We start from the raw sequence: 25,635 nt of genomic DNA, 5'->3' as shown, positions 1-25,635 counted from the left end.
TGATTTCTAGATTACTCGCCTAAGGACACACTGATGGGTTCAAAGCGATGGTTTAACGTTTGGCGGTAATTTGCCAGATTCGATGCATTCTACACATCGAACCCGGTAAAACCTAGATATTCGTGGGGGTGCGGATCATAGAAGGGGGCAAACCGACTTGTAAAACTATCGGCTGATAATCTTGCCGGTCACTCAATCTTTTCGCCTTAATACGCGCAAACATAAAACCAGCACCTGCGCCCACTAAAGCGCCTAACGCAGCCCATGCATCAGTGTGCATAACTGACTGCCCGACACCGCCGCCAATAATAAGCCCTAATAGCGGTGTGAGATAAACCAAAACTGCAGAACGCAACAAGTTGGCCTCGGTAATACCGATTTCAACTTTTTGCCCAGGCTCTAACGGCTGATCAATTTCAACCTGCAATTGATGCTGAGACTGTGGATTAATTTTATCGAAAACCGCCGTGCCACAGGTGTTTTTCGCACCACATGATCCACAACTAGAACGCTGTTCACAGTTTAACGTCGCAACCCCCTGATGCCAGGATGTCACCGTTGCCCATTCGCGCATCATGATTTACGACCATCGAGGACAATGCTATTCGCGACTCGTTTAGCCGTAGCAGGCGGCAATTCCCCAACAACGGTAATATCAACATTGTTACGAGTCTCAGTATGAATAGTGCGGCGTCCTTGGCGTAAGAACTGTTCGCTCACCGCAGCACCGGAAGCTGCGCTGCTGATATTGACGGTGAAGCTAAATAGACCATCGCTATACAGACGCGATTCTACCGGCTCTGATAATGTTGGTAATGTCCGGCGACTACGAGAAACTTCCTTGAAGCCTTGCGGTAGCCAAGAGGTTCTCCAACTGAAATCAACCTTATCCGTTGCTGGTAGTTTCAACAGCGGAGGTAAAGTCAGTTGAGCCAAACTCGACATCGCGGCGGTGACCTGATCGCCAACGGTAAAGGAGATCACTCGGAACTGTTCCAGCGTTTCTCCATCGCGATCGAGTAAATCGACGCGTAACGGTAGCTTAGAACTTTCATCAATCCAAACGATATAGCTAAAGCGCAGGCCATCCCGCGAGACAATGCGGATCACTTCGCATGGACGATCGGCAACGCGGGTTCGGCCTACGGATATAAAATTGTAGTACTGACGCAACTGTTTGATATCGGAGAAAATAATCGACGGCAAAGCGTCAACAATATGATCACCGTTAAGCGTAAATGGCTCAAGCCCAGGCTCAAAATAGCTGATTTCATTGCCACGCAGTAAAACTTCACGACGCGGTCCATCCATCTGCAAAAGCTGAGATAACAGTTGTTTATTGAAAATGGCATGACGATAGCGTAACGACTCAATCCCCTGTTTGGTGATATTGATGTACGCTAACTCATAGCTGAGTGACTGACTGGCGCTGTTCATCTGTTGCAACATCGCCTCAGACGAATCTTCCGCTGAGGCGATGTTAGAGACAAACAGGCTACCAGCGAATAAGCTGATGGCGAACCAAAATTGCTTCATTACTGCTGTTGAGTTCCTAATGACAGAGTTCCTGGCACCTGAACTGACGCCTGCGTATTACCATTGTCCATCTGCAACTGTTCGGTATGCAAGCGGCGCTGCAGTTCGTAATCCTGCAAAATAGCATTTATACGCTTACGCTGCTGCTGAACCTGCTGCTGTCCATTCGCATTGGTACTTTCATTTGGAACACCAAAGCTTACGGGGGAAGCTTGGCCGCCCATCGGCAAAGTATTAAATGCAGGGGCATCTGAATCACTCACGCCACCTGCTGGTTGATTATACTGTTGCACACCCACTAGAACCGCCAGTGAAACGCAGGCAGCGATACCAATTTGAGTGATTTGACTGGCCCAAGGACGAACCTTGCTCCAGAACGGCATATCTTTCCAGCTGTGAGGCTGAGGCTGAGATTCGGGAATAGCGTTGGGAACCAGACGAACCGGTTCATCATCGAGCGCCGCAGCAATACGATCAGAAATATCAAACTCGATCGCGTCGCTGACGTCACCACGCAGGGTGTCACGTATCAGGTGATAGCTCTTCCACGTTTGCTGAAGTGCGTCGTCTTTGCCAAGTGAACCGATCAGTTCACTATCCACCACTTCACCATCCATCAGAGCCGAAAGTTGTTCTTTCTGCATGCCTAAATACCCTTCCTGTGCCCGCATCATTAACGCTGTATCAGCGGTTGAACTTTATTATCAATGGCTTCCCTCGCCCGGAAAATACGGGAACGTACTGTTCCAACCGGACAATCCATAATGGCAGCTATTTCTTCGTAGCTTAAACCATCCAATTCTCTGAGGGTGATTGCCATACGCAAATCCTCAGGAAGAGACTCTATGGTTCGGAAAACGATCTGCTTCAGTTCATCTGACAACATTAAGTTCTCAGGGTTCGAAATTTCTTTCAATGCACCCGCACTTTCGAAGTTTTCAGCCTCGCTGGCATCAACATCGCTTGATGGCGGACGTCGCCCCTGAGCAACCAGGTAATTTTTAGCTGTATTCACAGCAATACGATAAAGCCAGGTGTAAAAAGCACTTTCGCCGCGGAAAGATTCCAGCGCACGATAAGCTTTGATAAACGACTCCTGTACCACATCAGGAACATCGCCTGACGGCACGTAGCGGGATACGAGACTCGCAACTTTATGCTGATAGCGAACTACCAGTAAGTTAAAAGCCTTCTTGTCTCCTTTCTGGACTCGCTCGACCAGCACCTGATCCGTTAACTGCTCGCTCATCCGAGGTAATCTCTCCTCAAATCTCTCTCCACGCATGAATAAATTGTACTGCCAGTTGTCTCAATCGATCCTGAGCAAGCACTAGCTTAGAGTTCATACGTACTAAAAAGTTCCGTACGATGCTGTTTTTATATTCGTTGTTCATTAGCCGTGCATTTACACGTTGGCATAGGCTAACATGATTTTCACTTTTCAGCTGCACACACCACAACCTATGCAACCAAATTCAGAACATTTTAACGATGTATTGATTATCGGTAGCGGAGCTGCCGGACTTTCACTCGCTTTACGCCTTGCCGAACATTGTAAAGTCACCGTGCTGAGCAAAGGTCCCTTCAATGAAGGTGCCACATTTTATGCTCAGGGTGGCATTGCGGCCGTATTCGATGAAACGGACAGCATTGAATCACACGTACAAGATACACTGATTGCGGGCGCAGGGCTGTGCGAACCCTCTGCCGTTGAATTTATTGCCCGTAACGCAAAGGATTGCGTGCAATGGCTTATCGATCAAGGCGTGCTGTTCGATACCGAAATGAGTCCCGCTGGCGAATCACGCTATCACCTCACGCGTGAAGGCGGCCATAGCCATCGCCGAATTCTGCACAGCGCAGATGCTACTGGTAAAGAAGTAGAGACCACGCTGGTGCAGAAAGCAAATGCACACCCCAATATTCGTGTGTGCGAGCGTTATAACGCCGTTGACCTCATTACCTCCAAGAAGATCGGTTTACCGGGTACCCAACGTGTAGTCGGCGCCTATGTATGGAACCGCGATCTAGAGCGGGTCGAAACTTTGCGCGCCCGCACCGTGGTGCTAGCGACCGGCGGTGCCGCTAAAGTTTATCAATACACGACCAACCCAGATATCTCTTCAGGTGACGGTATTGCTATGGCGTGGCGCGCTGGCTGCCGCATTGCAAATCTCGAATTTAACCAATTCCATCCCACCTGTTTGTATCACCCACAGGCCAGAAACTTCCTGCTCACCGAAGCTTTGCGCGGCGAAGGGGCTTTTCTTAAGCGCCCTGACGGTTCGCGTTTCATGCCCGACTTCGACGAACGCGGTGAACTCGCACCACGCGATATCGTCGCACGCGCTATCGACCATGAGATGAAACGTCTTGGCGCCGACTGCATGTATTTAGACATCAGCCACAAACCCGCTGACTTCATCATGCAGCACTTCCCGATGATCTATGAAAAACTGCTGGATTTGGGGTTGGATCTCACCAAAGAACCTATACCTATCGTACCCGCGGCACATTACACCTGCGGTGGTGTGATGGTCGATCATCAAGGGCGTACTGACTTGGAAGGACTCTATGCGATTGGTGAAGTGAGTTATACCGGCCTACATGGCGCTAATCGTATGGCCTCTAATTCCTTACTGGAGTGCGTGGTCTACGCGTGGTCGGCTTCACAGGACATTTTGCAACGCCTGCCGCAAACCAGCCTTGCGCCAAGTTTACCCGAGTGGGATGACAGCCGAGTTTACAATTCCGATGAGCGCGTCGTGATCCAACATAACTGGCATGAGCTGCGCCTGTTTATGTGGGATTACGTTGGTATCGTTCGTACCACAAAACGTCTGGAGCGCGCGCTGCGCCGCATTCAAATGTTGCAGCAGGAAATTGACGAGTACTATGCAAACTTCCGCATCTCAAATAACCTTTTAGAGCTGCGCAATCTGGTTCAAGTCGCAGAGCTAATGGTGCGTTGTGCGATGGAACGAAAAGAAAGCCGAGGATTGCACTACACTCTCGACTATCCCGATCTATTAGCAGAGCCTAAGCCAACGATTTTGCAGCCCTGAAGCGGATTTAAGAGCCCTAAGGCGGATTAAAATAGTTAAAGCCACCTTCAGAGAAGGTGGCTTATTCATCACAAGGACGTTATTAAGCCAAAGCCACTTTCTGATTACGGCTTTTCGCAGGCAAGAAGAAAGCCAACACCAGCATAATAAACGTGGGTAGAACCCACGCCATACCTTCTGCGGCCAGCGGCATCGCCGCCATTTGCCAATCCAGCAGGCGAGCTAACCAACCGATGGACTCAACGCCTGCGGCACGCGCACCATCCAGCAAGCTGCACAGCAACGCAACCAGCATAACCAGACGATATCCCAGAACCGGATTACGTAACCAGCGTCGCACAAAAGTCAGAGCCACCAAGGCAATCGCCAACGGATACAATGCCATTAACACGGGAACCGACAGTGCAATCAAACGGCTCAGCCCAACGTTAGCCACCACCGCACAAATGAGACACAATACAATGACCCAATGACGGTAGCGCAGCGGCGTTAAGGTGGAGAAATAGTCCGCACAGGCGCTGACTAAGCCCACCGCCGTAGTTAAACATGCCAGCATGACCACTAATGATAAAATCCACTGCCCTGGCTGACCAAATAACGCCTTCACATACGCCGCCAGCACAACGCCACCGTTATCGGCTCCACCAGCAATTGTTGAAGAGGTCGCCCCCAGCCAAAACAGGGAGATATATACAAACGCCAGACCGAGCGCAGCAATCACACCCGCAATGCTCAAATAGCGGAAGCAAGCCTTCGGCTCAGTCACACCCTTACCGCGCAATACATCAACCAGCAACATCCCAAACATCAGCGCAGCAAAGGTATCCATGGTGTTATAGCCGCTGATAAACCCCTTAGAAAATGCCATCTGCTCATAGGCCGCTACCGGTGCTACGATGTCCCCTTGCGGTTTGAAAATCACGCCTAGCGCCAAGACCACCAGCAGCAAAAACAACATCGGTGTCAAGAATTTGCCAATACTATCGATCAGCTTGCCACGGCTCCATGCCAGCATCAGCGTCACTGCAAAAAACAGTGCGGTCACTAACATTTGTACTCCATCCAAAGTTAGGCTACCCAGCGTCACCGGCGTATCGCTGTAGCTACCTGAGCTAACCAGCAACGGTTTTACCGCCATTTCAAAAGCGACCAAGCCGGTTCGCGGAGCGGCAAAAGCTGGACCGATAATGATAAATAACAAAACAGCAGCAAAAGTACCTGTCCCTTTCGGCAGATCGTGAGTCATGGACGGCAAACCGCCACCCGCCCGGGCAACGGCAATAATAGAGAGTAACGGCAAACCCACAGCAGTGAGCAAAAAACCGCCCATAGCATAAAGTACGTTATGCCCTGCCATCTGACCTTCTAATGGAGGAAAAATGATGTTTCCTGCGCCCAGAAAAAAAGCAAAGGTCATTAACCCTAACCCCATGGTGTCAGCCGTAGATAAACGTTGTTGCATAGTCTGCCCTCTTATAAATTTTTCTGGACGTATACGCAGCAGACACGTACGCCAGTTATTCACTAAAGCTCAATAGGGATCTGACTAAGAAAGGAGTAATACAAAGGGAAATGGCACTACATAGGGATAATTCGACAATGAACGCCCACTCCCTGAGCCTGTTAATTATTTCAGCCTTTCCTATCAGAACAAAATTGCGGTGAATTACCGCATCTGAGTCTGATAGTGAAATATTATGCTAACCAAAGCAACAGACTCAGAAGAAAAGGTAAAAATCTTTCGTTAACAGGCGAAAATCATGGGAGTATTCACTGCTTTTATCGCGGATCACTAGTCGATCTGACTGCTGATTTACAGGCTTGGAACCAAACAACATCAGTGAACGTCGCGCGACTCTATCGTCAAATTCTGCAATTTCAGTGTAGTGCAGTATAAACCACCCTTCTTGAGCCGCTGTCTGAATAAAGCTTACGCCCACATCAGTAGGGAGAACGACGGCCATTCTGCCATTATCTGTAGCCAATTCTCTCGCATGCTTTAGCAATGATTGGTGGCTAAGCTCCGAGGTATAACGAGCGGTATTGCGACTCACATTGCGACACTCTACTCCCTGCGGATAGTAAGGCGGATTGCTCACAATCAGGTCATAACGTTCGGAGGTCTGCGCGGCAAAAGCCTGTAATGAACAGGTGTGAACCCGCATTCGATTGGCCCACGGCGACAGGACAAAATTTTCTGCTGCCTGAGTGGCCGCGTTTTGATCTAGTTCAACGGCATCAATTTGCACGACATCTGTGGTACGCTGCGCCAGCATCAAAGCTAAAAGACCGCTGCCTGTGCCGATATCCAGTATTTTTCCATCGAGATTGCTGATGTCAGTCCACGAGCCTAACAAAATACTATCGGTACCGACCTTCATCTCACAGCGATCGTGTGCAACGAAAAATTGCTTAAATGTGAATCCGTTACGGCGCAATGGTACTGATTCTGATGGGCGTTGAGTCACAGTAACTCCTTATTTTTGGTCGCATAGCATAAAATATCCCCATAGATTCGCAAAGGCGGGATCGGTGCAAACATACTAATTCCCCCGCTTTAATGGGTGAACATCTGCCCCAACCCGTCTATAATCGGCGCCCCAAGTAGAGGTAGACCATGACAGCAAGCAATTTTTCCGAACTCGAACTCGATGAACGCCTACTCGACGCATTGCGCGACAAAGGCTATGACCGCCCGACAGCCATTCAAGCTGCCGCCATTCCTCCGGCAATGGACGGTCGCGACGTTCTGGGTTCAGCACCTACCGGAACCGGGAAAACCGTCGCCTATTTGCTGCCAGTATTGCAGCACCTGCTCGACTTCCCGCGTAAAAAATCCGGCCCACCACGTGTATTGGTGCTGACTCCAACGCGTGAATTGGCAATGCAGGTTGCCGAGCAAGCCATCGAATTGGCTAAACATACAAATTTGGATATCGCAACCATCACCGGTGGCGTTGCCTACATGAATCACGCTGAAGTGTTCAGCGAAAATCAAGACATCGTGGTTGCAACCACTGGCCGTCTGCTGCAATACATCAAAGAAGAAAACTTCGATTGCCGCGCGGTTGAAACCCTGATCCTTGATGAAGCAGACCGCATGCTCGACATGGGTTTTGCACAAGATATCGAAACCATCGCTGCAGAAACTCGCTGGCGTAAACAGACTATGCTGTTCTCAGCAACGCTGGAAGGCGACGCAATTAAAGAGTTCTCTGAGCGTCTGCTGCAGGATCCTGTCGAAATCGAAGCCGATCCTTCACGCCGTGAGCGTAAGAAGATCCAGCAATGGTATTACCGCGCCGATACTCTTGAGCACAAAACCAAGCTGCTGTGTCATTTGCTAAAAGAGCCTGAAGTCACCAAATCCGTTATTTTCGTGCGTAAGCGCGAGCGCGTGCATGAACTGGTAGGCTGGCTGCGCGAAGCGGGTATCAACTCCTGCTACTTAGAAGGCGAGATGGTGCAGGCTAAGCGTAATGAAGCCATGAAGCGTATGCTTGATGGCCGAGTGAACGTGTTGGTTGCAACCGACGTCGCCGCGCGTGGTCTGGATATCCCAGACATCAGCCACGTCTTCAACTTCGATATGCCACGCACCGCTGACACCTATCTACACCGTATTGGCCGTACCGGTCGCGCAGGTCGTAAAGGCATCGCAATTTCTCTGGTGGAAGCTCATGACCATCTGCTGCTGGGCAAAATCAGCCGCTATGTCGAAGAGCAAATTAAATCTCGCGTGGTTGACGAACTTCGTCCAACCACCAAGCCGCCAAGCGAGAAGAACAAAGGTAAGCCGTCTAAGAAGACGCTGCTCAAGCGCCAAGAGAAAAAAGACGAAGAGAAGAAAGATAAAAAGGTAAAAGTGCGTCACCGCGATAGTAAAAATGTCGGAAAACGCCGTAAGCCTAAAGCCGCACAGTCAGTGACTCCAACTGAAGAATAAATCAGCGAGCTAACAGAAAAACCGCCTTTAATGGCGGTTTTTTTTCATCCTAACACCAACAATTTTACCGCTACGAGATTAAATCCAGCCAGACTATTTTTTCTGACTCTTTTCCCTGCTCGCACACTAAAAATTCGATGAAGAGTGGAATTAATATAATGAAATAGAATGCAAATAACATTAATTATGCAGCAACATGCTGTGCAGCTATTTTGTACTATTTAGCAAAGTTCTCTGGGCTACAGACGTAAAAAAGGAGCTTTTCAGCTCCTTTTTGCTATTCCTGTTGCCTCAAGCCTGAAATTACAGGCTTTCAGTAAAGGTACGAGCGATAACGTCACGCTGCTGTTCTGGAGTCAGTGAGTTGAAACGCACCGCATAGCCAGAAACACGAATAGTCAGCTGTGGATATTTTTCTGGGTGCTTAACGGCATCTTCCAGAGTTTCACGGCGCAGAACGTTAACGTTCAAGTGCTGACCGCCTTCCACACGTACAGTTGGTTTGATATCCAAAGGGACTTCGCGATATTCGATTTGACCCAAATCGCTTACTGCAACGATCTGGTCTTCTGCATAGCCTGCTTTAGCACATACGCAGCGTGCTTCATTTTTATCTGTATCAAGCAGCCAGAAAGAGTTCATCAGGTCTGCATTATCAGCTTTAGTGATCTGAATACCTTGAATCATTTGTTGCCTCCGTCAATAGAGCAAAAAATCTGGGATTAATTTCTTCGTTTACGGCCTTAACATCGGCCATTTGGTAAAACCAATGTTGTCTTGATGTTCTATATACCAATATAGAGTGGGGTTTTCTTTGATTTAAATCAATTTTTTCATGGTGGTCATTTTACCAATTTGGGCAAATTTATGTTTTACATCAAATTTAACCATTTTGTGGCGACTTTTCTATTTTTGTAAATTTTCAAAAAAAATTTAATTTTCGTTCAAAAAACACTCACACAGTGACTAGCCTGCACGTGGTTAAATTTTCTTCACGGTTTAACTTCATCGCTTGAAACGGTAAGCTACCGCCAGATAATTTCCGTATAAACAAAGAGGAAGTGAAGATGACTTCTCCACTAAACTGGCACGATGTCATCGGTGCCGAGAAAGAAAAGCCCTATTTTCACGACACGCTTGCTTTCGTTGCGGCAGAGCGCCAAGCCGGTAAGACCATTTATCCACCGCAGAAAGATGTATTTAACGCTTTTCGCTTCACTGAATTTAATGACGTTAAAGTCGTCATCCTTGGGCAAGACCCCTATCACGGGCCAAATCAGGCACACGGACTCTCTTTTTCCGTTCGCCCAGGCATTCCCGCGCCCCCTTCGCTCATGAATATGTATAAAGAGCTACAAACCGATATTGAAGGATTTCAAATCCCTAATCACGGCTATCTAAAAAGCTGGGCCGACCAAGGTGTTTTACTACTCAATACCGTGTTAACCGTCGAGCGTGGTCAAGCGCACTCGCACGCTAAGCTCGGTTGGGAAACCTTCACAGATAAAGTTGTCGCAGCGCTTAACGAACATCGTTCAGGGATTGTGTTCTTGTTGTGGGGAGCCCATGCGCAAAAGAAAGGCAGCATTATCGATACGCAGCGCCACCGCGTGTTGAAGGCACCCCATCCATCACCGCTATCTGCACACCGCGGTTTCTTGGGCTGCCACCATTTCTCACAAACCAATCGACTCCTGATTGAACAGGGGCTTACGCCGATTGACTGGCAGCCACGCTTACCGGAAAACGGTAGCGAGGAATAAGTACAGGCGAAAAAAAACCAGTCAATCGACTGGTTTTTGATTTTTAGGATATCGATCAAGCCTTAGCTTTAGATACCGCAACCATCGCTGGACGGATCAGGCGGCCATTTAAGGTATAGCCTTTTTGCATAACCATCATGACTTGGTTTGGTTCATGCTGATCGGATTCCATCATCGTCATTGCCTGATGCACTTCAGGATTAAACGGAACATTGACTTCACCTACCTGCTCTACGCCGAACTTACGCACGGCATCCAGCATAGATTTCAGCGTCAATTCGATGCCTTCAATCATCGCCGCTAAATCTGGATTGGATTTATCCGCCAGATCCAACGCACGCTCCAAGCTGTCAATCACTGGCAACAGTTCGTTAGAGAACTTCTCTAAAGCGAATTTATGCGCCTTCTCTACGTCCTGCTCGGCACGACGGCGAATATTGTCAGCTTCTGCGCGGGCACGCATAACAGAATCACGCTCACGCTGAGCGGCTTCCTGCAACTGAGCTTCCAGTTCAGCAATGCGCTCATCGCGCACATCGACTACGTCTGCCGCATCGACCTGAGCCTGTTCGTGCTGCTCTTGTCCGTTTTCCATTTCTTGTGAGGCTTGCTCATTCGACATGTTCTGTTCTTTACTACTCATGAAATTCTCCGCGGTTTGGCATTAATCTCGCTACTTGGCTTATTATGGGGATGAAAGCTGGCGATTCAAGAGAACCGCGCATAATGAGAGTCATTAAATTGCACTCAGTAGGAAAACCACTGCATGAATAAAAAATTTGAATGTATCGGTCTGGTCGGTCATCCGCGTCATCCTGCGGCACTGGCCACGCATGAGATGCTGTTTAACTGGCTCGTCGGTAAAGGCTATCCGGTGATCGTCGAACACCAAATTGCACACGACCTCAAGTTGGAAAACGCGACTACAGGCAGTTTGGCAGACATTGGGCAGCAGGCCGATCTCGCTGTCGTCGTCGGCGGCGATGGCAATATGCTCGGCGCGGCACGCATTCTGGCGCGCTACGATATCAAAGTTATCGGTGTAAACCGTGGCAACCTGGGTTTTCTCACCGACCTCGATCCCGATAACGCTAAACAACAGCTTTCTGACGTCCTCGACGGCGAATATTTTAGCGAGCAACGCTTTTTACTTGAAGTCCAGGTGTGCCGCGAGCAACAACAAAGACGCATGAGCACCGCGATCAACGAGGTAGTGTTACACCCTGGTAAAGTGGCTCATATGATTGAGTTCGAAGTTTATATCAATGAAAACTTTGCCTTCTCACAACGCTCTGACGGCCTAATCATCTCAACCCCTACAGGCTCTACCGCCTACTCATTATCTGCCGGGGGGCCTATTCTGACCCCAACCCTAGATGCCATCGCACTGGTGCCTATGTTTCCTCATACGCTATCCGCCAGACCTCTAGTTATCGATAGTAACAGCAAAATCCATCTCCGCTTTAGCCACTTCAGCAACGATCTGGAAATCAGCTGTGACAGCCAGATAGCCCTGCCAATTCAGCAAGGAGAAGAAGTGATGATTCAGCGTAGCCAATTTCATTTAAACTTGATACATCCCAAAGACTACAACTATTTCAATACATTAAGCACCAAGTTAGGGTGGTCTAAAAAACTTTTCTAAATTAAGAAAATTTTTTCGTCAGCTACTTTACTGTATAAAAAACCAGTTTATACTGTGGTTAAATACAGTTATGTGATTCCGTACAGGGGAATTTCGAATGCTGACGCAACTGACCATTTCTAATTTTGCTATTGTTCGTGAACTTGAAATCGACTTCCAACGCGGAATGACCGCTATCACTGGCGAAACTGGCGCAGGTAAGTCTATTGCTATCGATGCCTTGGGCTTATGCCTTGGAGGACGCTCAGAAGCGGCTATGGTGCGTTTAAATACGCCTAGAGCCGATATTTGCGCTCGTTTCTCTTTGGCGGACACCCCCTCAGCGCGCCAATGGCTTGAACAGAACCAGTTGGATGACAGCAACGAATGCCTGCTCCGCCGCGTTATCAGCGCCGATGGCCGCTCGCGGGGTTTTATTAACGGCACCGCGGTTCCCCTTTCACAGCTGCGTGAGTTAGGTCAGCATCTGATCCAGATCCACGGTCAGCACGCGCATCAGTTGCTACTCAAATCCGAACATCAAAAGCATCTGCTTGATGCCTACAGCAATCAATCAGAACTGTTGGCTGAAATGCAGGCGGCCTATCGTCAATGGCACCATAGCTGCCGTTTGCTAACGCACCATCAAAAACAGGTAGCAGAGCGTGAATCACGTAAACAGCTGCTGCAATATCAGTTAAAAGAGCTCAATGAGTTTGCTCCTCAGGCGGGTGAGTATGAACAAATCGATGAGGAATATAAGCGCCAAGCCAATAGTGGGCAGTTGTTAACCATCAGTCAGCGAGCGCTCAACATGCTTTCGGAGGCTGAAGACGGCAATATTCTGAGTCTCTTGCACAGTGCAAAACAAAATGTGTCCGAATTGATTAGCTACGACAGTCAGTTTTCACCGCTTCTAGATATGCTTGAAGAAGCCTCGATCCAAATATCAGAGGCCAGCAACGAGTTACGTCACTATGGCGATAACATCGATATGGATCCTGCACGCCTCTATGAATTAGAGCAGCGTATTTCTCGCCAAATTGCATTAGCCAGAAAACACCACGTTTCGCCAGAAGAGTTGCCACAGTTCCATCAGCAATTACTAGACGAGCAGCAGTCTCTCTGTCAGCAAGAGAGCGAGCAGGAACAGCTAGCAGAGAATGTGCATATTCATCACCAGCAAGCACTTTCGCTAGCACAGCAGTTGCACCAGCAGCGGGTCGAGTTCGCGCAGGAGCTCTCCTCGTTAATTACCCATAGCATGCACGAACTATCAATGCCTCATGGACAATTCGCTATTGACGTGAATTTCATGCCTGAAGCGCTCACCGCTGACGGTGCTGACCGCATTGAATTCAGCGTAACGACTAACCCCGGCCAGCCTCTACAGCCTCTGGCTAAAGTCGCGTCAGGCGGTGAACTATCACGTATCGCACTGGCTATTCAGGTTATCACCGCACAAAAAATGGATACCCCGGCACTCATCTTCGATGAAGTAGACGTGGGCATCAGTGGACCAACCGCGGCAATTGTCGGTAAGATGCTGCGTCAACTTGGCGAATCTACACAGGTTATGTGTGTGACTCATTTACCTCAAGTTGCAGGATGTGGACACCAACATTTTTATGTCAGCAAACAGACTGACGGCTCAGAAACTGAAACTACTATGCAGCCACTCGATAAAAAGGCTCGTTTACAAGAGCTGGCGCGCCTGTTGGGCGGAAGTGAAGTGACGCGTAATACGCTGGCAAATGCAAAAGAACTGCTTGCCGCATAAAAAAGCTCAACTTTTTTTGATTCCAGAGGTCATATTGAGGTCTGTTGAGGTTTCCAACTGTTGCAAGGTCGATTATCATCGGCAACCTATGTCCAAAAGGAATGAGATTACTATGCGTTGTAAAATGCTGACTGCCGCTGCTGTGGTTATGGTTACGCTGACCGCAGGCTGTTCAACCTTTGAAAAAGTGGTATACCGTCCTGACATCAATCAGGGAAACTACCTGACTGCTGCTGACGTAGCCAAAATTCACAGAGGGATGACGCAGCAACAAGTCGCCTACACGCTAGGTACGCCAATGCTGCAAGATCCGTTTGGAACCAGCACATGGTTCTACGTGTTCCGTCAACAGCCGGGTCATGAAGCCGTGACTCAAGAAACACTGACTCTGACCTTCGATGGCAGCGGTGTTTTGACCAATATTGAAAACACCAAAAAGCTTCCTGATAACAGCGAAGAATAAGTGCCGTAAGCTAGGCAAATGGGTGTGATAGGGCTGGATGTATCAATATCTGAGAGAATAAGGCGCAAACAGCGCCTTATTTTTTTGCTCGTTCGGCACGCAACCGACGCAGTTCTTTCGGATCGGCTAACAACGGGCGGTAAATTTCTACCCGATCTCCCTCGTGAACCTTGTCCGACAGCTTGACCGTACGGCTGTAGATACCCACTTTGTTTTTCGCTAGATCGATTTCAGTGCGTAACGCTAACAACCCCGACTGCTGAATAGCCTGTTCAACGTTAGCGCCTTCCGGTAGCTTTATACGGCGTAAATATTGGCGTTCAGGCAACGCGTAAACCACTTCAACATTGATATCAGGCACTGTAGACCTCTTTCGCACGCGAAGTGAAAGCCTGAACCATATTCCCCGCCAGCTCTTTAAACACCTTGCCGAAAGCCAGCTCAACCAATTTGTTGGTAAACTCAAAATCGAGATGCAATTCAACTTTGCAGGCATCATCACTCAACGGGATAAAATGCCAACCGCCTAACAGCTTACGAAATGGACCATCGACGAGTTGCATCTTGATGCTGGAGCTATCCGCAAGCGTATTGCGGGTCGTAAAAGTCTTACTGATCCCAGCCTTGGAAACATCAACTGCGGCAGTCATCGAATTTGGCCCTGATTCTAAAACACGGCTCCCTACACACCCCGGCAAAAACGCAGGGTATGCGGAAACATCGTTGACCAACTGATACATTTGCGTAGCACTAAATGGCACCAAAGCAGAACGGCTAATCTGTGGCATATCAATTCCTGAGTAACATAAAACGCACAAATAATACCATTTATCTGTGGACAGAGAGAAATGCCTTAAGCACACTGAGCTAACGTATTAAAAAACCACGACGGCTCAGGGTGAAAGGATGTTCATCCCTCGAGTGGTTCAGTATAATGGCAGCACTATGACAAAGAAAAAAGCACATAAACCCGGTTCAGCAACGATTGCTATGAACAAACGCGCTCGCCACGAATACTTCATCGAAGAAGAAATCGAGGCGGGGTTGGCGCTGCAAGGTTGGGAAGTGAAGTCGATGCGCGCAGGTAAAGCGAACATCACCGACAGCTACGTGACTTTCCGCGATGGCGAAGCCTACCTCTTTGGTGCCACTATTCAACCACTAAACGTGGCGTCAACGCACGTCGTGTGCGATCCAACGCGCACACGCAAACTGCTGCTGAAGAAACGCGAATTAGAAACGCTGATCGGCAAAGTCAGTCGTGACGGTTTTACCGTTGTTGCGCTATCTCTTTACTGGAAAAACGCTTGGTCGAAAGTCAAAATCGGCTTAGCGAAAGGTAAGAAAGAGCACGACAAACGCGACGACATTAAAGATCGTGAGTGGAAATTAGACAAAGCACGTATCATGAAGAACTCAAACCGCTAAGCTACTGGCTTTACGGATATAATTTCTGATATACTGCTGAATAGTACTTGGGGCTGATTCTGGATTCGACGGGATTTGCGAAGCCCAAGGAGCATGCCGAGGGGCGGTTGGCCTCGTAAAAAGCCGCAAAAAAATAGTCGCAAACGACGAAAACTACGCACTAGCAGCTTAATACCCTGCTTAGAGCCTTCTCTCCCTAGCTTCCGCTCTTAAGACGGGGATCAAGAGAAGTCAAACCCAAAAGAGATCGTGTGGATACCTAGCTTGGGGTTGAAGCATTAAATCTAATCAAGCTAGTTTATTAGTAGCGTGTCTGTCCGCAGCTGGTAGGCGAATGTAAAGACTAGACTAAGCATGTAGTGCCGACGGTGTAGTAATTTCGGACGGGGGTTCAAATCCCCCCAGCTCCACCAAATTCTCCATCGGTGATTACCAGAGTCATCCGATGAAGTCCTAGAAGCCCGCACGGCGCAAGCCCTGCGGGCTTTTTTGTGCCTTGAATTTGTCCCGTGAAGTCTGATGCCAACTAATTAAATCCGAACCTTTTAGGCCCATTGATAGGCCCAACGAAAAGTTCTATTTTCTTCGTTGGGCCTAAACGCATGGAGACTCCCCATGGCAAGAAAAACCAAACCGTTAACCGATACGGAAATCAAAGCCACTGCCCGTTCAAGACGACGAGAATCTGCGCTCCGATGGTGATAGATTTACACCGCCCAAATACATTAACGGGTTACTTGAAAGCGTAGCTCCTTTTATTTTGGCGACAAATTGGCGGCATTGAATTTATGGCAATAAAACCTTTACGTTATCAACGCGCCCTCCCTCGACAGGGAAACGTTACACTTCAGCATGCATAAACAAAAAGGAGATCAGTGAGTACTCACCGATCTCCTTCACGATAATGCACGCTATTAACTTTCAGCCGTACTCAACGCATCGGCAACGCGCTTGAATCGTTCAAACCGACTGCGTAACATCTGATGCTTCACCGCATCCGGCTCCAAACGAATCAGTGGCGGCAGGGTCGCTTTAATCGCCTGTTCAAAGCCCGCATAATCTCCAGCACCTACGGCAGCACATATCGCCGCCGCCCGACAGCCAGACTGTTCCACATCAACAATTTCAAGCGGCAGATTGCTGGCATCACAAAACATCTGCATCCAGATACGTGAATGCGTTGGCCCGCCAGTAAAACGAATAGTACGAGTTCCATCGCTAAGTTGCAGTAATTTGTCCTGATGCAGTAAATGAGAGAACACTATTCCTTGATAGATAGCGTACACCATATCTGCAGCGTCGTGGTGCCCCCCCAACCCGAGAAATCCACCGCTCAGGGAGTCGCAGTAATTAGAACCGTACAGCCAAGGGAAAAATAAAATACTGTCCGGTTTCTCATATCCACGCACAGCCCACTGATTAAGCTTGTCATGGTCATCCAGCAGATCTGGGAAAAAGTGATGAATAAACCAGGTCAGATTACTGGCAGATGTAGGGCTGCCTTCATGGGCGAAATAGTGTCCAGGAATACTAAATTTACCCCATACATAAGGATATTCTTCTGGGATAATGTTATCAAAAACACGAGTGGCTATAGACCAGGTGCCGGCGACAGCGCTAAGTTGCGTACTGTCATACACTCCAGAGGTGATGGCTGCGCCAACGACATCAAAAACCCCGCCAAATACTGGCGTTCCTGCTTTTAATCCACATAACGCGGCAGCATCTGTAGTAACAACTCCGGCCAATTCGGCTGAGCCAATCACCTTGGGCATACAATTCGTCATCTCTTCAATGCCGAATAATGCAAACAGAGCAGGGTCAAACTCATTGTGTTGTAAATTAAATAGCTGACTTCCCGAAATATTGGTTTCTTCGCAGGTAAATTCCTGTGTCAGGCAATAGCGAATATAATCGTGGGCCATCAAAACATAACCTATACGGGCATAACTCTCCGGTTCGTTCAGCTTTAACCACCTTAACAATGCTGCCGGATGTGAAGGCCACAGCTGCTGAAAGCTGTGCGGATAAGCCTGACGATCGATACCCTGCGCCTTCCAGGCTGTAACTAGTGGTTGTGCGCGCGAATCCGAAGACACGATACCGTTACGCACCGGCGCTCCTGATTTATCGACAAGATAAAGCCCTTTGCCATGTGAGGAAAAACTAATGCCGTTGATGTGTTCCGCTGACAAATGACTTTCAACCAACGCTCGCCGGATAACATCACACGTTGCCGTCCAAAGGTCAGCCATATTGCGTTCACAGAATCCCGGAAGTAGGCTGAGTAGGGGTAAGGTCTGAGCTGCAACGGTGACTTCCCTCCCCTCGGCGGTGTAGATCCCTGCCTTGGTGACGGTGCCGCCCAAATCAATTCCCATAAAGTAATGGCTCATCGTCCCCTCCTCATCCTGCAACCGGCGACCGCTCGTCAAACCATCCGGCGGCCTGCATTTTATTTTCTATCCATTGACGCGCATGGATAATTTCCAGCAACGGTTCGGTGGATTTCTCTGTCCACATTTCAATAAGAAAAGTACCGCGGTAATTAAGACGGCGTAATATTTTGAATAAATTCACAAAATCTACGCACCCATCGCCAAAGGGAACATCACGAAATTGCCCTGGCGAATCCCGTGTCACCGGAAACGTATCTTTAAGGTGAATGGCAGAAATCCGATCAATTCCTTTTACCAGTTCACTCTCCAATTCATTACCCCATGCGGTTAGATTGCCGACATCTGGGTAGACGGTAAACCACGGAGAGTTAATTTTCTTATCTAGTACTTTCCATTTACTGATGGAGTTAATAAAGGGCGTATCCATAATTTCCACAGCGCACATAACCTGCGCGGCTGCAGCTTGCTCCGCAACCCAAGCCATCGCATCTTCAAACCAGGCGATGGTTTCATCATTTTGCGGCTCATAATAAACGTCATACCCTGCAAGCTGGATAGTTCGCACTCCCAAATCCTGCGCCAGTCGCAATGCTTTCTGCATGATAATCCGAGCTTGCTGGCGAGTGTCGCTATCATGACTACCGAACGGGAAACGCCGATGAGCAGATAAACACATGGTAGGAATACGCACACCGGTTTTCTGAATGGCATTGATAATCTCCATTCGCTCGGCAAGAGGCCAGTCCAAGCGAGCACGTCGTTCTTCACTCTCATCTACCGACATTTCAACAAAATCAAAGCCGCATGATTTTGCCAACGCGAGCTTTTCTACCCAACTGGTGTTTCTGGGGAGCGCCTTTTCATAAATACCTAATGGATGAGTACGCATTATTTTCCCTCAAGAGTTGCCAGTGGCTGTTGAGTCACTTTTCGACTGTTATTCATGGCACGCTGCGCCTGCCACTTTTGTTTGAAGAACTTAAAGGCCAATGCGGCAATCAAGGTAATCCCCCACACTGCTAGATTGAAATGCAGACTAAGGCCCAGAAGACTGAGTCCAGTGGCGATCACCTGAAGCACCAACAGAGCACAGAAAACATGACCGACCTTACCAACCCCACCGAATGGATCGGTGCCACCGAGAACAATTGCCAGTACCGTCAGCAGTAGATAAGAATCGCCGTACCCCATACGCGCAGAGTTAAAGCGGGCCAGCATAATAAGTCCTGCCAGCACGCACAGCAGGCTGGAAATAGCATAAATTGCGATCAGCACACGGTCAGTACGAATACCGCTAAACCAGGTCGCATTGATGTTGCTACCGCACATATAAATGACTTTTCCTGTACGGGTTTTCCCGAGAAAAAGTGCCAGCATCAGAGTCGCAGCGATAAAAATCACCATGGGAACCGGTATCCCATATATCACTTCCGACCCTATACTGCGGACAATCGGTGGCATACCACTTAACGCCGCGCCTTTAGTGAGATAGATACCAATTCCACTGATAATCGTCATGCTACCTAGCGTTACCAAAATCGGGTGCGCCCCCACTCGAGCAATAATGATCCCCGTAATGGCACCAATCGCGATGGCAATAAGCATCGCGCCCAGCATCGCTAAAAGTAACCACCATAACTGCATGCCGGTAGACGCATCAGCAGGTACAAGCTGGATTAATAGCCATGCCATAAACAGGCTGGTCAGATTCGCAGTGCCAATAATCGCCAGATTAAGCCCGCCACTGAGCATCGGCACAAACATCGCAAAGGTAAGCAATCCGAGTTCTGGCAACTGAAAGGCAATACTCAGAAAAGTATTTTCGGTAAAAAAGCGTCCGGGCATCGCCAGACTAAAAGCCACCACGGCGAAGAAACATATCGCCAGTAAACCGGAGCTGGTGCCATCTATTGGTAAAAATGCCTGTTTTTTCATTTCAAGCTCCCTGTCAGACGAATCCAACGTCCGTTTCTTTGCGTTTTTTGTAATGGGTGACACAGATAGCTGAGACAATCACCACGCCGATGACGATGTTGACGAAATAGCTGGATACGCCAATCAGGTTGAGGCCATTTTTTAGAATGCCGATGAGAAATACGCCCATCAGTGTGCCAATAACCGAACCGCGGCCGCCGGATAAACTCGCCCCTCCCAATACAGCAGCAGCCAGTACTTCTAGCTCGCCACCCACCAACGCGTTAGGGACAACCTCACTCATGCGATAGGCCTGAAGCATTCCCCCAATCGCCGCCGCTGCCCCAAGATAGCCGTAAGCAAACAGATAAATGAGTGAAACCCTAATACCAATACGCCGTGCTGATTCAGGACTTCCGCCCACGGCATAAAGTTGACGCCCAATGTGGGTTTTATTCATCACTATCCAAGTGAAGCAGGCCATGCCCAGCATCACCGCCAGCGGTAATCCAATCTGATAAACTTCGCCTTCAAATCCAAAGCTAAAAAAGGATCGTTGCGTAATCCACCAATCAGGTAAGTCGTAAATGCTGTGACCATTAGTCAGCCACATCAACATACCGAACAGCAGCGACTGCATGCTGATAGTGATAATGATGGACACTACGTTGAGGTAATAAATAAGGATCGCGTTAATCAGACCCAATATAACGCCCAGCCCAATAGCTAATCCAAGACACAGCAGGGGATTCTCTATCATTCCATTAAGTAGTAATGAAGCCACCACGTACTGAACAACCGATGCAACGGCGGCGAACGAAATATCAATACCTCCTGTCACTAGCACCACAAACAGTCCAAGAGCGAAGATCCCCGTCACGGCATAACTCTCAGTGAGATCAAGCAGGTTCTGAATCGACAGGAACTCATCGCTCATCAGAGAAAAAAGCACCAGCATCAGAACAATCACACATCCCAACCACCCTTCTACCGAACGTGGGAGCCGGAGCTGTAGTCCTTTAGCCATTAATCACCTCCGCTAACTGCTGTTCGGTATAGAGAGAAGGTCGCAGTTCGTTAATAATCTTTCCACGCTGCATATGAAAAATACGATCGCAGTTGTAGTACGCTTCTGGCGCTTCATCAGTAATTAGCAATACGGAAATACCGACGCCGGAAAGTCGTTGGATAAGTTGGTAAATACTGTCTTTCGCACCAATATCTACACCAACAGTAGGAGCATCGAGAATCAGTACTTTCGGGCGAGTTAAAATCCATTTTGCCAGTACAACCTTTTGTTGATTGCCGCCAGATAGTGTGGAAAGCGGGTTATCAGGATTAGTGACTTTAATATCGAGATCCTGAATCCATTCCTTAACCAAAGTTTCTTGGCGTTTTTCATCAATACACTGCCATGGCGTTTTTAGCCGATTCAGGATAGAGAGCACCATGTTGTCACTGACCGATTGCTGTAAAACAGCTCCCAAAGTCAGGCGATCCTCAGAGACATATGCAATACCCATTTCTACAGCTTGGGTATTATCTTTAATCATTACTTTCTTACCATCCAAATAAATATCCCCACTATCTGGATGGGTGACACCAAAAAGACTTAGCGCCAACTCTGTTCGTCCAGAGCCGAGTAAACCACACAACCCCAATACTTCACCTTGATGGAGCCTGAGGGAAATATCTTCAAATTGCCCTTTGCGGCTCAATTTATTCAGCTCAAGAATAACTTTGCCTTCCACACTATTCGGTAGTTTTTTCTGATGAATAATCGTTCTACCGGTCATTAGTTCAGTGATACGCCCCGGCGATAATAAATCGGCAGCCCAAGTACCTACCACTTCACCATCGCGAATCACCGTAATACGGTCGGAAATCTCTTTAACCTCATCTAAACGATGACTGACAAAAACCACGGTGATATTTTTATCACGGAGATAATTTACCGTACGCAGCAGTTGATTAACTTCGGTGCGGGTCAGCGAAGCCGTTGGTTCATCCATTATCACCAGTCGAGCCTCTGCAACTAACGCACGACAAATAGCGACCTGCTGACGCTGCGCAATTGGCAAATGCTGGACCAATGCGTCCACATCGAGGTTAAAATTTAATTCCTGGATAATTTTTTCTGATACCGTTTTTAGATAAGCTTTTTTATGCCATCTCAAATATCCTTTGAGGTTATATTCAAAGGCAATATTTTCCGCCACCGTCAAATTAGGAAATAATGAGAGATCCTGATAAATAACCTGAATACCTAACTCGCGAGCTTTATCCGGGGAAAGTCTAGACCAGGATTTATCATCAATAATAATTTCGCTGCCGGTATCCGGGGTATAAACCCCACTCAGCGTTTTTATTAACGTGCTTTTACCGCACCCGTTCGCACCAGCAAGACAGTGGACTTCACCTTTATTTAGCGTGAGATCAATATTTTTCAATGCTTGATGGCCACCGAAGCTCTTCGTTAGGGATTTTAACGTCACTAATGGCACACCCGCATTATGCTCTGTAGTATGAGGCATCATGCTATTCCTGAACGACCAAAGGATTTCCGGGCCAGCACTGGCCCGGTGATGCAAACCTAAATTACAAGCCTAACTTCACTAAACGCTTCGTATTTTCAAGATCGAGTTTTTCAGGGTTATCGCTCAGAATAGTGTTGTTCTGAACTTTAATTTCACCCATATCACCAATTTTTACGCCATCTTTGATTGGTTCGCCGTTCATCATCGCCGTAGCAACCTGAACGAAGACCTTACCCGCCGTCATCGGGTTAGAAATATACCCACCATCGATTGCGCCTTTTTCCAGCAATTTAATACCCTGGCCTGGGGTAAACGTCCCGAAAACGCAAATGGCATCATTTTTCTTACGTTTATCAATAGCGCGCCCTGCGCCAATAGGCCCCTGTGAACCAAACGACATGATGCCTTTTAGATCTTTATATTTAGACATTAGGTCATTCGTAGTACGCATCGAATCATCGACAGATTCAGCCACACCAAAGCGATCTTCAACGAGGGTCATTTTTGGATAATGTTCTTTTTGATAAGCAATTGCCGCGTCGGCCCAGTCATTCACCAGAGGAACCGTCAGACTGCCGACGAACATGGCATATTTCCCTTCCTCACCCATACATTTCGCCATATCTTTCATATGATTGGCGCCCATTGTCTGGGTGTTAAGCAACTCAAAGTCCCAGTCTGCGTTGGCCTGATCAGGCGATTCATGCGTAATGACTTTAATACCCGCCTCTTGAGCACGCTTCAATACGGGCTCCAAAACTTTGGCGTCATTTGGCACAACACCGATCACATCAACTTTCTTAGCGATTAAATCTTCAATAGCACGTACCTGTTCAGCCGGATCTGCCGTTGTCGGCCCAACTTGCCAAGCATCGACACCTAATGCTTTTCCTTCTTCCTTAATTCCCTGTTCCATCACGTTAAACCACGGAATGCCACCGACTTTCACCACAACCCCCATAGTAAAAGGCTTATTCGCTTTTTGAGTCGTTGCGGGTTGTTCCGCCCATGCTGCAGTTGATGCTAATACAGTCGTAATCAGGCAAGATAAGATTAATTTTTTCATCGTAAATTCCTTAAGATATAGTCTCATGCGTCAGGAAGTCCCGATAAAAATATCAGCCTGACTTTTTATTTATTTCGTACTTTCTCTGGTGTCGGCTAAATCAATGAGCAATAGCCTTGTTTATTCAAATAATGATTAAAAACGATTACTTATCAACTTCGACTACATTTAACTGTGGATGCAGACTACGATAACGTTCATCAATACAGTTATTGGTAACCATAATGTCAATTTCATTCAGCATACATATTTTACTGAAAGCAAACTGTTCAAATTTACTTGAGTCAACCATTAATATTTTTTGTGCAGAAACTTGAAGCATAACCTGTTTTAACCGGGCATTGATTTCACTGCCATCACGAAGACCATTTTCCAGATTCAGCCCCTGACATGAAAAAAAGAAACTATTAATCTGAAAGTTTCTAATAGCGCTCTCTGCAACTGGCCCATGAAAGTCATCATGACGTTCTGAATATTCCCCACCAATACCGATAATGCGAACTTTATCTCGGCAAGCTAATGCCTGAATAATGCGTAATGAATTGGTTACAACCGTAATATCGATATCCGGTATTTGTCGCGCCAGAAACCAACAGGTACTACTGTTATCCATCAAAATGCAGTCACCCGGATGGATGAACTGTAGCGCAGCCTTGGCAATTTTTGTTTTAATATCAGGGTTTTCTTCGGTACGCTTACGGAATGACTCTGCACGATCAACGCTATTTTCCGGCCAGATTTTATCTTCCAACGCCGCGGACATGACATCTGGAGCCTCTAGAGAGACCGCCCCCCCAAAGCTACGGGTTAGTTTTTTATTTTGTTCTAATTTCGTCAGATCCCTACGAATCGTTTCCTGAGAAACTTGAAATAATTGCGACAGCTCCGTTACGCGCACCGCCCCCAACTTTTGAACATGCGCACAAATCATTTTATAACGCTCAGCCTGCAACATAATATCAACCCGTAAAAACCGATTTCATTATGTCTATATCATTAATCTTTTCTCCATGAATTAAAGTGATTGGTGTCTAGAATCGTTTTACATTAATAATTCGCAGCTGAGAGCGTGAGCAAAATCTTAAATTTGAGTGCAAACCAGATGTATAACCTACAGAATTAATGGATGGTAATCACAGATTAATTCTCTTTTCTCATCTAATCCCCACAGTAAAACCAACAAACGGGCATTTACGGGCATCAAAACAACATCAATAGATGCCCGATTAGTTCCGAGTTTGACCATTTATGTTGTTTTCTGCTCATACATAATCCACCTGCATTTTACATCTTATTTATTCGGCGTAATTTAAATAACAACGTCACGAAAAAAACGAATTAATGAAAGAAATAAAAATCACTTCATCACATAAGTAAACAATAATTCAGGAGTAAGTAATGAATACGTTGAAGAAGAAAGTCCTTGCCGCTAATTTATCTCTACCAGAACACCAGCTGATAACATTTACTTGGGGCAACGTAAGCGGTATTGATAGAGAAAAAGGTATAATGGTCATTAAGCCTTCTGGGGTTGAATATGCCAATATGAGTTTGGATGACATGGTTGTCGTCGATATACAGAGTGGAAAAGTCGTCGAAGGAAATAAGAAACCATCATCTGATACCGATACTCATCTGGCGCTGTACCACGCTTTTCCTGATATTGGTGGCATCGTCCATACCCATTCGCGCCATGCCACTATCTGGTCGCAGGCCGGCAAAGATTTAATGCCGCTAGGCACAACGCATGCGGATTATTTCTATGGTGCTATCCCTTGCACACGCCCCATGCACGACGACGAAATAGAGGAGAGTTATGAACACAATACTGGCAGCGTCATTATTGAAACCTTCAGACAAAGAGGGATTTCCCCCAACCAAATTCCTGCGGTGCTGGTAAACTGTCATGGCCCCTTCGCCTGGGGAACGAATCCTGCTAACGCGGTGCATAACGCTGTCGTGCTTGAAGAAATCGCCTATATGAATCTGTTTACACAACAACTTCAGCCCCATCTCACCGCCATGCAGCAAACATTACTGGACAAGCATTTCTTAAGAAAGCACGGCGCTAATGCGTATTATGGACAGTAACAGGTGTTTTTGCACAAAAAGCC

Annotated in this window: 25 protein-coding genes and 1 other RNA gene; 9 read left to right on the top strand and 17 right to left on the bottom strand. The window is 47.5% G+C overall.

Annotated elements, in window-relative coordinates; all coding sequences use genetic code 11:
• Positions 1–112: 112 nt before the first annotated feature.
• The 4 genes from rseC to rpoE are packed head-to-tail and all read right to left on the bottom strand — an operon-like array spanning position 113 to position 2,785.
• Complete coding sequence (rseC, locus tag K9N75_RS05430; protein ID WP_039187291.1) at positions 113–577, bottom strand: SoxR-reducing system protein RseC; 465 nt, start codon at positions 575–577, stop codon at positions 113–115.
• Complete coding sequence (gene rseB / locus K9N75_RS05425) at positions 574–1,536, bottom strand: sigma-E factor regulatory protein RseB (RefSeq protein ID WP_008812635.1); 963 nt, start codon at positions 1,534–1,536, stop codon at positions 574–576. Before rseB ends, rseC begins: the two co-directional genes overlap by 4 nt.
• Positions 1,536–2,180 carry an anti-sigma-E factor RseA gene (gene rseA, locus K9N75_RS05420; RefSeq protein WP_035503207.1) on the bottom strand — a complete coding sequence of 215 codons (645 nt, stop codon included), beginning with the start codon at positions 2,178–2,180 and terminating at the stop codon, positions 1,536–1,538. The genes rseB and rseA overlap by 1 nt, the downstream gene beginning before the upstream one ends.
• Positions 2,181–2,209: 29 nt before the next feature.
• The gene (gene rpoE, locus K9N75_RS05415) at positions 2,210–2,785 is read right to left on the bottom strand and encodes an RNA polymerase sigma factor RpoE (RefSeq protein WP_008812634.1); all 576 of its coding nucleotides are present in this window, start codon (positions 2,783–2,785) and stop codon (positions 2,210–2,212) included.
• Between the two features lie 214 nt (positions 2,786–2,999).
• Here rpoE and nadB point away from each other — a divergent pair, with 214 nt between their 5' ends.
• Positions 3,000–4,601 (top strand): L-aspartate oxidase, encoded by a 1,602-nt coding sequence (gene nadB, locus K9N75_RS05410; protein WP_172635535.1) that lies wholly within the window; start codon positions 3,000–3,002, stop codon positions 4,599–4,601.
• Positions 4,602–4,683: 82 nt separating this feature from the next.
• Here nadB and brnQ read toward each other — a convergent pair whose 3' ends face one another.
• Complete coding sequence (brnQ, locus tag K9N75_RS05405) at positions 4,684–6,063, bottom strand: branched-chain amino acid transport system II carrier protein (protein WP_039187295.1); 1,380 nt, start codon at positions 6,061–6,063, stop codon at positions 4,684–4,686.
• Between the two features lie 256 nt (positions 6,064–6,319).
• Positions 6,320–6,982, bottom strand: coding sequence for a tRNA1(Val) (adenine(37)-N6)-methyltransferase (locus K9N75_RS05400; protein WP_282107349.1), 663 nt, complete (start codon positions 6,980–6,982; stop codon positions 6,320–6,322).
• Positions 6,983–7,218: 236 nt separating this feature from the next.
• On the opposite strand from K9N75_RS05400, the gene srmB reads away from it, so the two are divergent.
• Positions 7,219–8,547, top strand: a complete 1,329-nt coding sequence (gene srmB, locus K9N75_RS05395) for an ATP-dependent RNA helicase SrmB (protein WP_008812631.1) — start codon at positions 7,219–7,221, stop codon at positions 8,545–8,547.
• Between the two features lie 303 nt (positions 8,548–8,850).
• On the opposite strand, the gene grcA is transcribed toward srmB, so the two are convergent.
• Entirely contained in the window at positions 8,851–9,234 is a 384-nt protein-coding gene (gene grcA, locus K9N75_RS05390) for an autonomous glycyl radical cofactor GrcA (protein WP_185922468.1), read from the bottom strand.
• A gap of 380 nt (positions 9,235–9,614) precedes the next feature.
• On the opposite strand from grcA, the gene ung reads away from it, so the two are divergent.
• On the top strand, positions 9,615–10,310 hold the full coding sequence (gene ung, locus K9N75_RS05385) for a uracil-DNA glycosylase (protein WP_008812629.1): 696 nt from the start codon (positions 9,615–9,617) through the stop codon (positions 10,308–10,310).
• Positions 10,311–10,365: 55 nt separating this feature from the next.
• Here the strand turns inward: ung and grpE are convergent, their stop codons facing one another.
• Positions 10,366–10,953 carry a nucleotide exchange factor GrpE gene (gene grpE, locus K9N75_RS05380; RefSeq protein ID WP_008812628.1) on the bottom strand — a complete coding sequence of 196 codons (588 nt, stop codon included), beginning with the start codon at positions 10,951–10,953 and terminating at the stop codon, positions 10,366–10,368.
• A 123-nt stretch (positions 10,954–11,076) separates the two neighbouring features.
• Here grpE and nadK point away from each other — a divergent pair, with 123 nt between their 5' ends.
• From nadK to bamE, 3 genes are all read left to right on the top strand, one after another.
• Positions 11,077–11,955, top strand: coding sequence for an NAD(+) kinase (gene nadK, locus K9N75_RS05375; RefSeq protein WP_004847209.1), 879 nt, complete (start codon positions 11,077–11,079; stop codon positions 11,953–11,955).
• 97 nt (positions 11,956–12,052) lie between these two features.
• Positions 12,053–13,714 carry a DNA repair protein RecN gene (gene recN, locus K9N75_RS05370; RefSeq protein WP_008812627.1) on the top strand — a complete coding sequence of 554 codons (1,662 nt, stop codon included), beginning with the start codon at positions 12,053–12,055 and terminating at the stop codon, positions 13,712–13,714.
• Between the two features lie 112 nt (positions 13,715–13,826).
• On the top strand, positions 13,827–14,177 hold the full coding sequence (bamE, locus tag K9N75_RS05365) for an outer membrane protein assembly factor BamE (protein ID WP_020303893.1): 351 nt from the start codon (positions 13,827–13,829) through the stop codon (positions 14,175–14,177).
• Positions 14,178–14,253: 76 nt separating this feature from the next.
• Here bamE and K9N75_RS05360 read toward each other — a convergent pair whose 3' ends face one another.
• Both K9N75_RS05360 and K9N75_RS05355 read right to left on the bottom strand, forming a co-directional pair.
• Positions 14,254–14,538 carry an RnfH family protein gene (locus K9N75_RS05360; protein WP_004847213.1) on the bottom strand — a complete coding sequence of 95 codons (285 nt, stop codon included), beginning with the start codon at positions 14,536–14,538 and terminating at the stop codon, positions 14,254–14,256.
• Positions 14,531–14,965 (bottom strand): type II toxin-antitoxin system RatA family toxin, encoded by a 435-nt coding sequence (locus K9N75_RS05355; RefSeq protein WP_004847214.1) that lies wholly within the window; start codon positions 14,963–14,965, stop codon positions 14,531–14,533. The genes K9N75_RS05360 and K9N75_RS05355 overlap by 8 nt, the downstream gene beginning before the upstream one ends.
• Before the next feature lie 157 nt (positions 14,966–15,122).
• Between K9N75_RS05355 and smpB the strand changes: the two genes are divergently transcribed.
• Together smpB and ssrA are read left to right on the top strand one after the other, a co-directional pair.
• Positions 15,123–15,605, top strand: a complete 483-nt coding sequence (gene smpB / locus K9N75_RS05350) for an SsrA-binding protein SmpB (RefSeq protein WP_035503279.1) — start codon at positions 15,123–15,125, stop codon at positions 15,603–15,605.
• A 49-nt stretch (positions 15,606–15,654) separates the two neighbouring features.
• Positions 15,655–16,018, top strand: a transfer-messenger RNA (tmRNA) gene (ssrA, locus tag K9N75_RS05345).
• Between the two features lie 501 nt (positions 16,019–16,519).
• Here ssrA and K9N75_RS05340 read toward each other — a convergent pair.
• The 7 genes from K9N75_RS05340 to K9N75_RS05310 all read right to left on the bottom strand — a co-directional run bounded on the left by K9N75_RS05340 (position 16,520) and on the right by K9N75_RS05310 (position 24,476).
• On the bottom strand, positions 16,520–18,001 hold the full coding sequence (locus K9N75_RS05340; RefSeq protein ID WP_224452299.1) for an FGGY-family carbohydrate kinase: 1,482 nt from the start codon (positions 17,999–18,001) through the stop codon (positions 16,520–16,522).
• A 10-nt stretch (positions 18,002–18,011) separates the two neighbouring features.
• Positions 18,012–18,893 (bottom strand): L-ribulose-5-phosphate 3-epimerase, encoded by an 882-nt coding sequence (locus K9N75_RS05335; RefSeq protein ID WP_008812581.1) that lies wholly within the window; start codon positions 18,891–18,893, stop codon positions 18,012–18,014.
• A complete protein-coding gene (locus K9N75_RS05330; RefSeq protein ID WP_114446045.1) occupies positions 18,893–19,939 on the bottom strand; it encodes an ABC transporter permease in 1,047 nt (348 codons plus the stop codon). The genes K9N75_RS05335 and K9N75_RS05330 overlap by 1 nt, the downstream gene beginning before the upstream one ends.
• 13 nt (positions 19,940–19,952) lie before the next feature.
• The gene (locus K9N75_RS05325; protein WP_039187313.1) at positions 19,953–20,945 is read right to left on the bottom strand and encodes an ABC transporter permease; all 993 of its coding nucleotides are present in this window, start codon (positions 20,943–20,945) and stop codon (positions 19,953–19,955) included.
• Complete coding sequence (locus K9N75_RS05320) at positions 20,938–22,455, bottom strand: sugar ABC transporter ATP-binding protein (protein WP_008812578.1); 1,518 nt, start codon at positions 22,453–22,455, stop codon at positions 20,938–20,940. Before K9N75_RS05320 ends, K9N75_RS05325 begins: the two co-directional genes overlap by 8 nt.
• A gap of 61 nt (positions 22,456–22,516) precedes the next feature.
• A complete protein-coding gene (locus K9N75_RS05315; RefSeq protein WP_008812577.1) occupies positions 22,517–23,521 on the bottom strand; it encodes a substrate-binding domain-containing protein in 1,005 nt (334 codons plus the stop codon).
• A gap of 145 nt (positions 23,522–23,666) precedes the next feature.
• Positions 23,667–24,476: a DeoR/GlpR family DNA-binding transcription regulator gene (locus K9N75_RS05310; protein ID WP_039187317.1), complete on the bottom strand. Its 810-nt coding sequence runs from the start codon at positions 24,474–24,476 to the stop codon at positions 23,667–23,669.
• Positions 24,477–24,919: 443 nt separating this feature from the next.
• Here K9N75_RS05310 and araD point away from each other — a divergent pair, with 443 nt between their 5' ends.
• Entirely contained in the window at positions 24,920–25,612 is a 693-nt protein-coding gene (gene araD / locus K9N75_RS05305) for an L-ribulose-5-phosphate 4-epimerase (protein WP_166713000.1), read from the top strand.
• Positions 25,613–25,635: the final 23 nt, after the last annotated feature.

Origin of the sequence: Hafnia paralvei (assembly GCF_020150375.1) — a bacterium.
GTDB lineage: Bacteria > Pseudomonadota > Gammaproteobacteria > Enterobacterales > Enterobacteriaceae > Hafnia > Hafnia paralvei.
This window is presented reverse-complemented; position numbering and strand designations above follow the sequence as displayed.

Excerpts from the sequence above, each read along its gene's own strand:
- rseC (WP_039187291.1), bottom strand. The coding sequence starts at position 577 with ATGATGCGCGAATGGGCAACGGTGACATCCTGGCATCAGGGGGTTGCG.
- rseB (WP_008812635.1), bottom strand. The coding sequence starts at position 1,536 with ATGAAGCAATTTTGGTTCGCCATCAGCTTATTCGCTGGTAGCCTGTTT.
- rseA (WP_035503207.1), bottom strand. The coding sequence starts at position 2,180 with ATGCAGAAAGAACAACTTTCGGCTCTGATGGATGGTGAAGTGGTGGAT.
- rpoE (WP_008812634.1), bottom strand. The coding sequence starts at position 2,785 with ATGAGCGAGCAGTTAACGGATCAGGTGCTGGTCGAGCGAGTCCAGAAA.
- nadB (WP_172635535.1), top strand. The coding sequence starts at position 3,000 with ATGCAACCAAATTCAGAACATTTTAACGATGTATTGATTATCGGTAGC.
- brnQ (WP_039187295.1), bottom strand. The coding sequence starts at position 6,063 with ATGCAACAACGTTTATCTACGGCTGACACCATGGGGTTAGGGTTAATG.
- K9N75_RS05400 (WP_282107349.1), bottom strand. The coding sequence starts at position 6,982 with ATGAAGGTCGGTACCGATAGTATTTTGTTAGGCTCGTGGACTGACATC.
- srmB (WP_008812631.1), top strand. The coding sequence starts at position 7,219 with ATGACAGCAAGCAATTTTTCCGAACTCGAACTCGATGAACGCCTACTC.
- grcA (WP_185922468.1), bottom strand. The coding sequence starts at position 9,234 with ATGATTCAAGGTATTCAGATCACTAAAGCTGATAATGCAGACCTGATG.
- ung (WP_008812629.1), top strand. The coding sequence starts at position 9,615 with ATGACTTCTCCACTAAACTGGCACGATGTCATCGGTGCCGAGAAAGAA.
- grpE (WP_008812628.1), bottom strand. The coding sequence starts at position 10,953 with ATGAGTAGTAAAGAACAGAACATGTCGAATGAGCAAGCCTCACAAGAA.
- nadK (WP_004847209.1), top strand. The coding sequence starts at position 11,077 with ATGAATAAAAAATTTGAATGTATCGGTCTGGTCGGTCATCCGCGTCAT.
- recN (WP_008812627.1), top strand. The coding sequence starts at position 12,053 with ATGCTGACGCAACTGACCATTTCTAATTTTGCTATTGTTCGTGAACTT.
- bamE (WP_020303893.1), top strand. The coding sequence starts at position 13,827 with ATGCGTTGTAAAATGCTGACTGCCGCTGCTGTGGTTATGGTTACGCTG.
- K9N75_RS05355 (WP_004847214.1), bottom strand. The coding sequence starts at position 14,965 with ATGCCACAGATTAGCCGTTCTGCTTTGGTGCCATTTAGTGCTACGCAA.
- smpB (WP_035503279.1), top strand. The coding sequence starts at position 15,123 with ATGACAAAGAAAAAAGCACATAAACCCGGTTCAGCAACGATTGCTATG.
- K9N75_RS05340 (WP_224452299.1), bottom strand. The coding sequence starts at position 18,001 with ATGAGCCATTACTTTATGGGAATTGATTTGGGCGGCACCGTCACCAAG.
- K9N75_RS05335 (WP_008812581.1), bottom strand. The coding sequence starts at position 18,893 with ATGCGTACTCATCCATTAGGTATTTATGAAAAGGCGCTCCCCAGAAAC.
- K9N75_RS05330 (WP_114446045.1), bottom strand. The coding sequence starts at position 19,939 with ATGAAAAAACAGGCATTTTTACCAATAGATGGCACCAGCTCCGGTTTA.
- K9N75_RS05325 (WP_039187313.1), bottom strand. The coding sequence starts at position 20,945 with ATGGCTAAAGGACTACAGCTCCGGCTCCCACGTTCGGTAGAAGGGTGG.
- K9N75_RS05320 (WP_008812578.1), bottom strand. The coding sequence starts at position 22,455 with ATGATGCCTCATACTACAGAGCATAATGCGGGTGTGCCATTAGTGACG.
- K9N75_RS05315 (WP_008812577.1), bottom strand. The coding sequence starts at position 23,521 with ATGAAAAAATTAATCTTATCTTGCCTGATTACGACTGTATTAGCATCA.
- K9N75_RS05310 (WP_039187317.1), bottom strand. The coding sequence starts at position 24,476 with ATGTTGCAGGCTGAGCGTTATAAAATGATTTGTGCGCATGTTCAAAAG.
- araD (WP_166713000.1), top strand. The coding sequence starts at position 24,920 with ATGAATACGTTGAAGAAGAAAGTCCTTGCCGCTAATTTATCTCTACCA.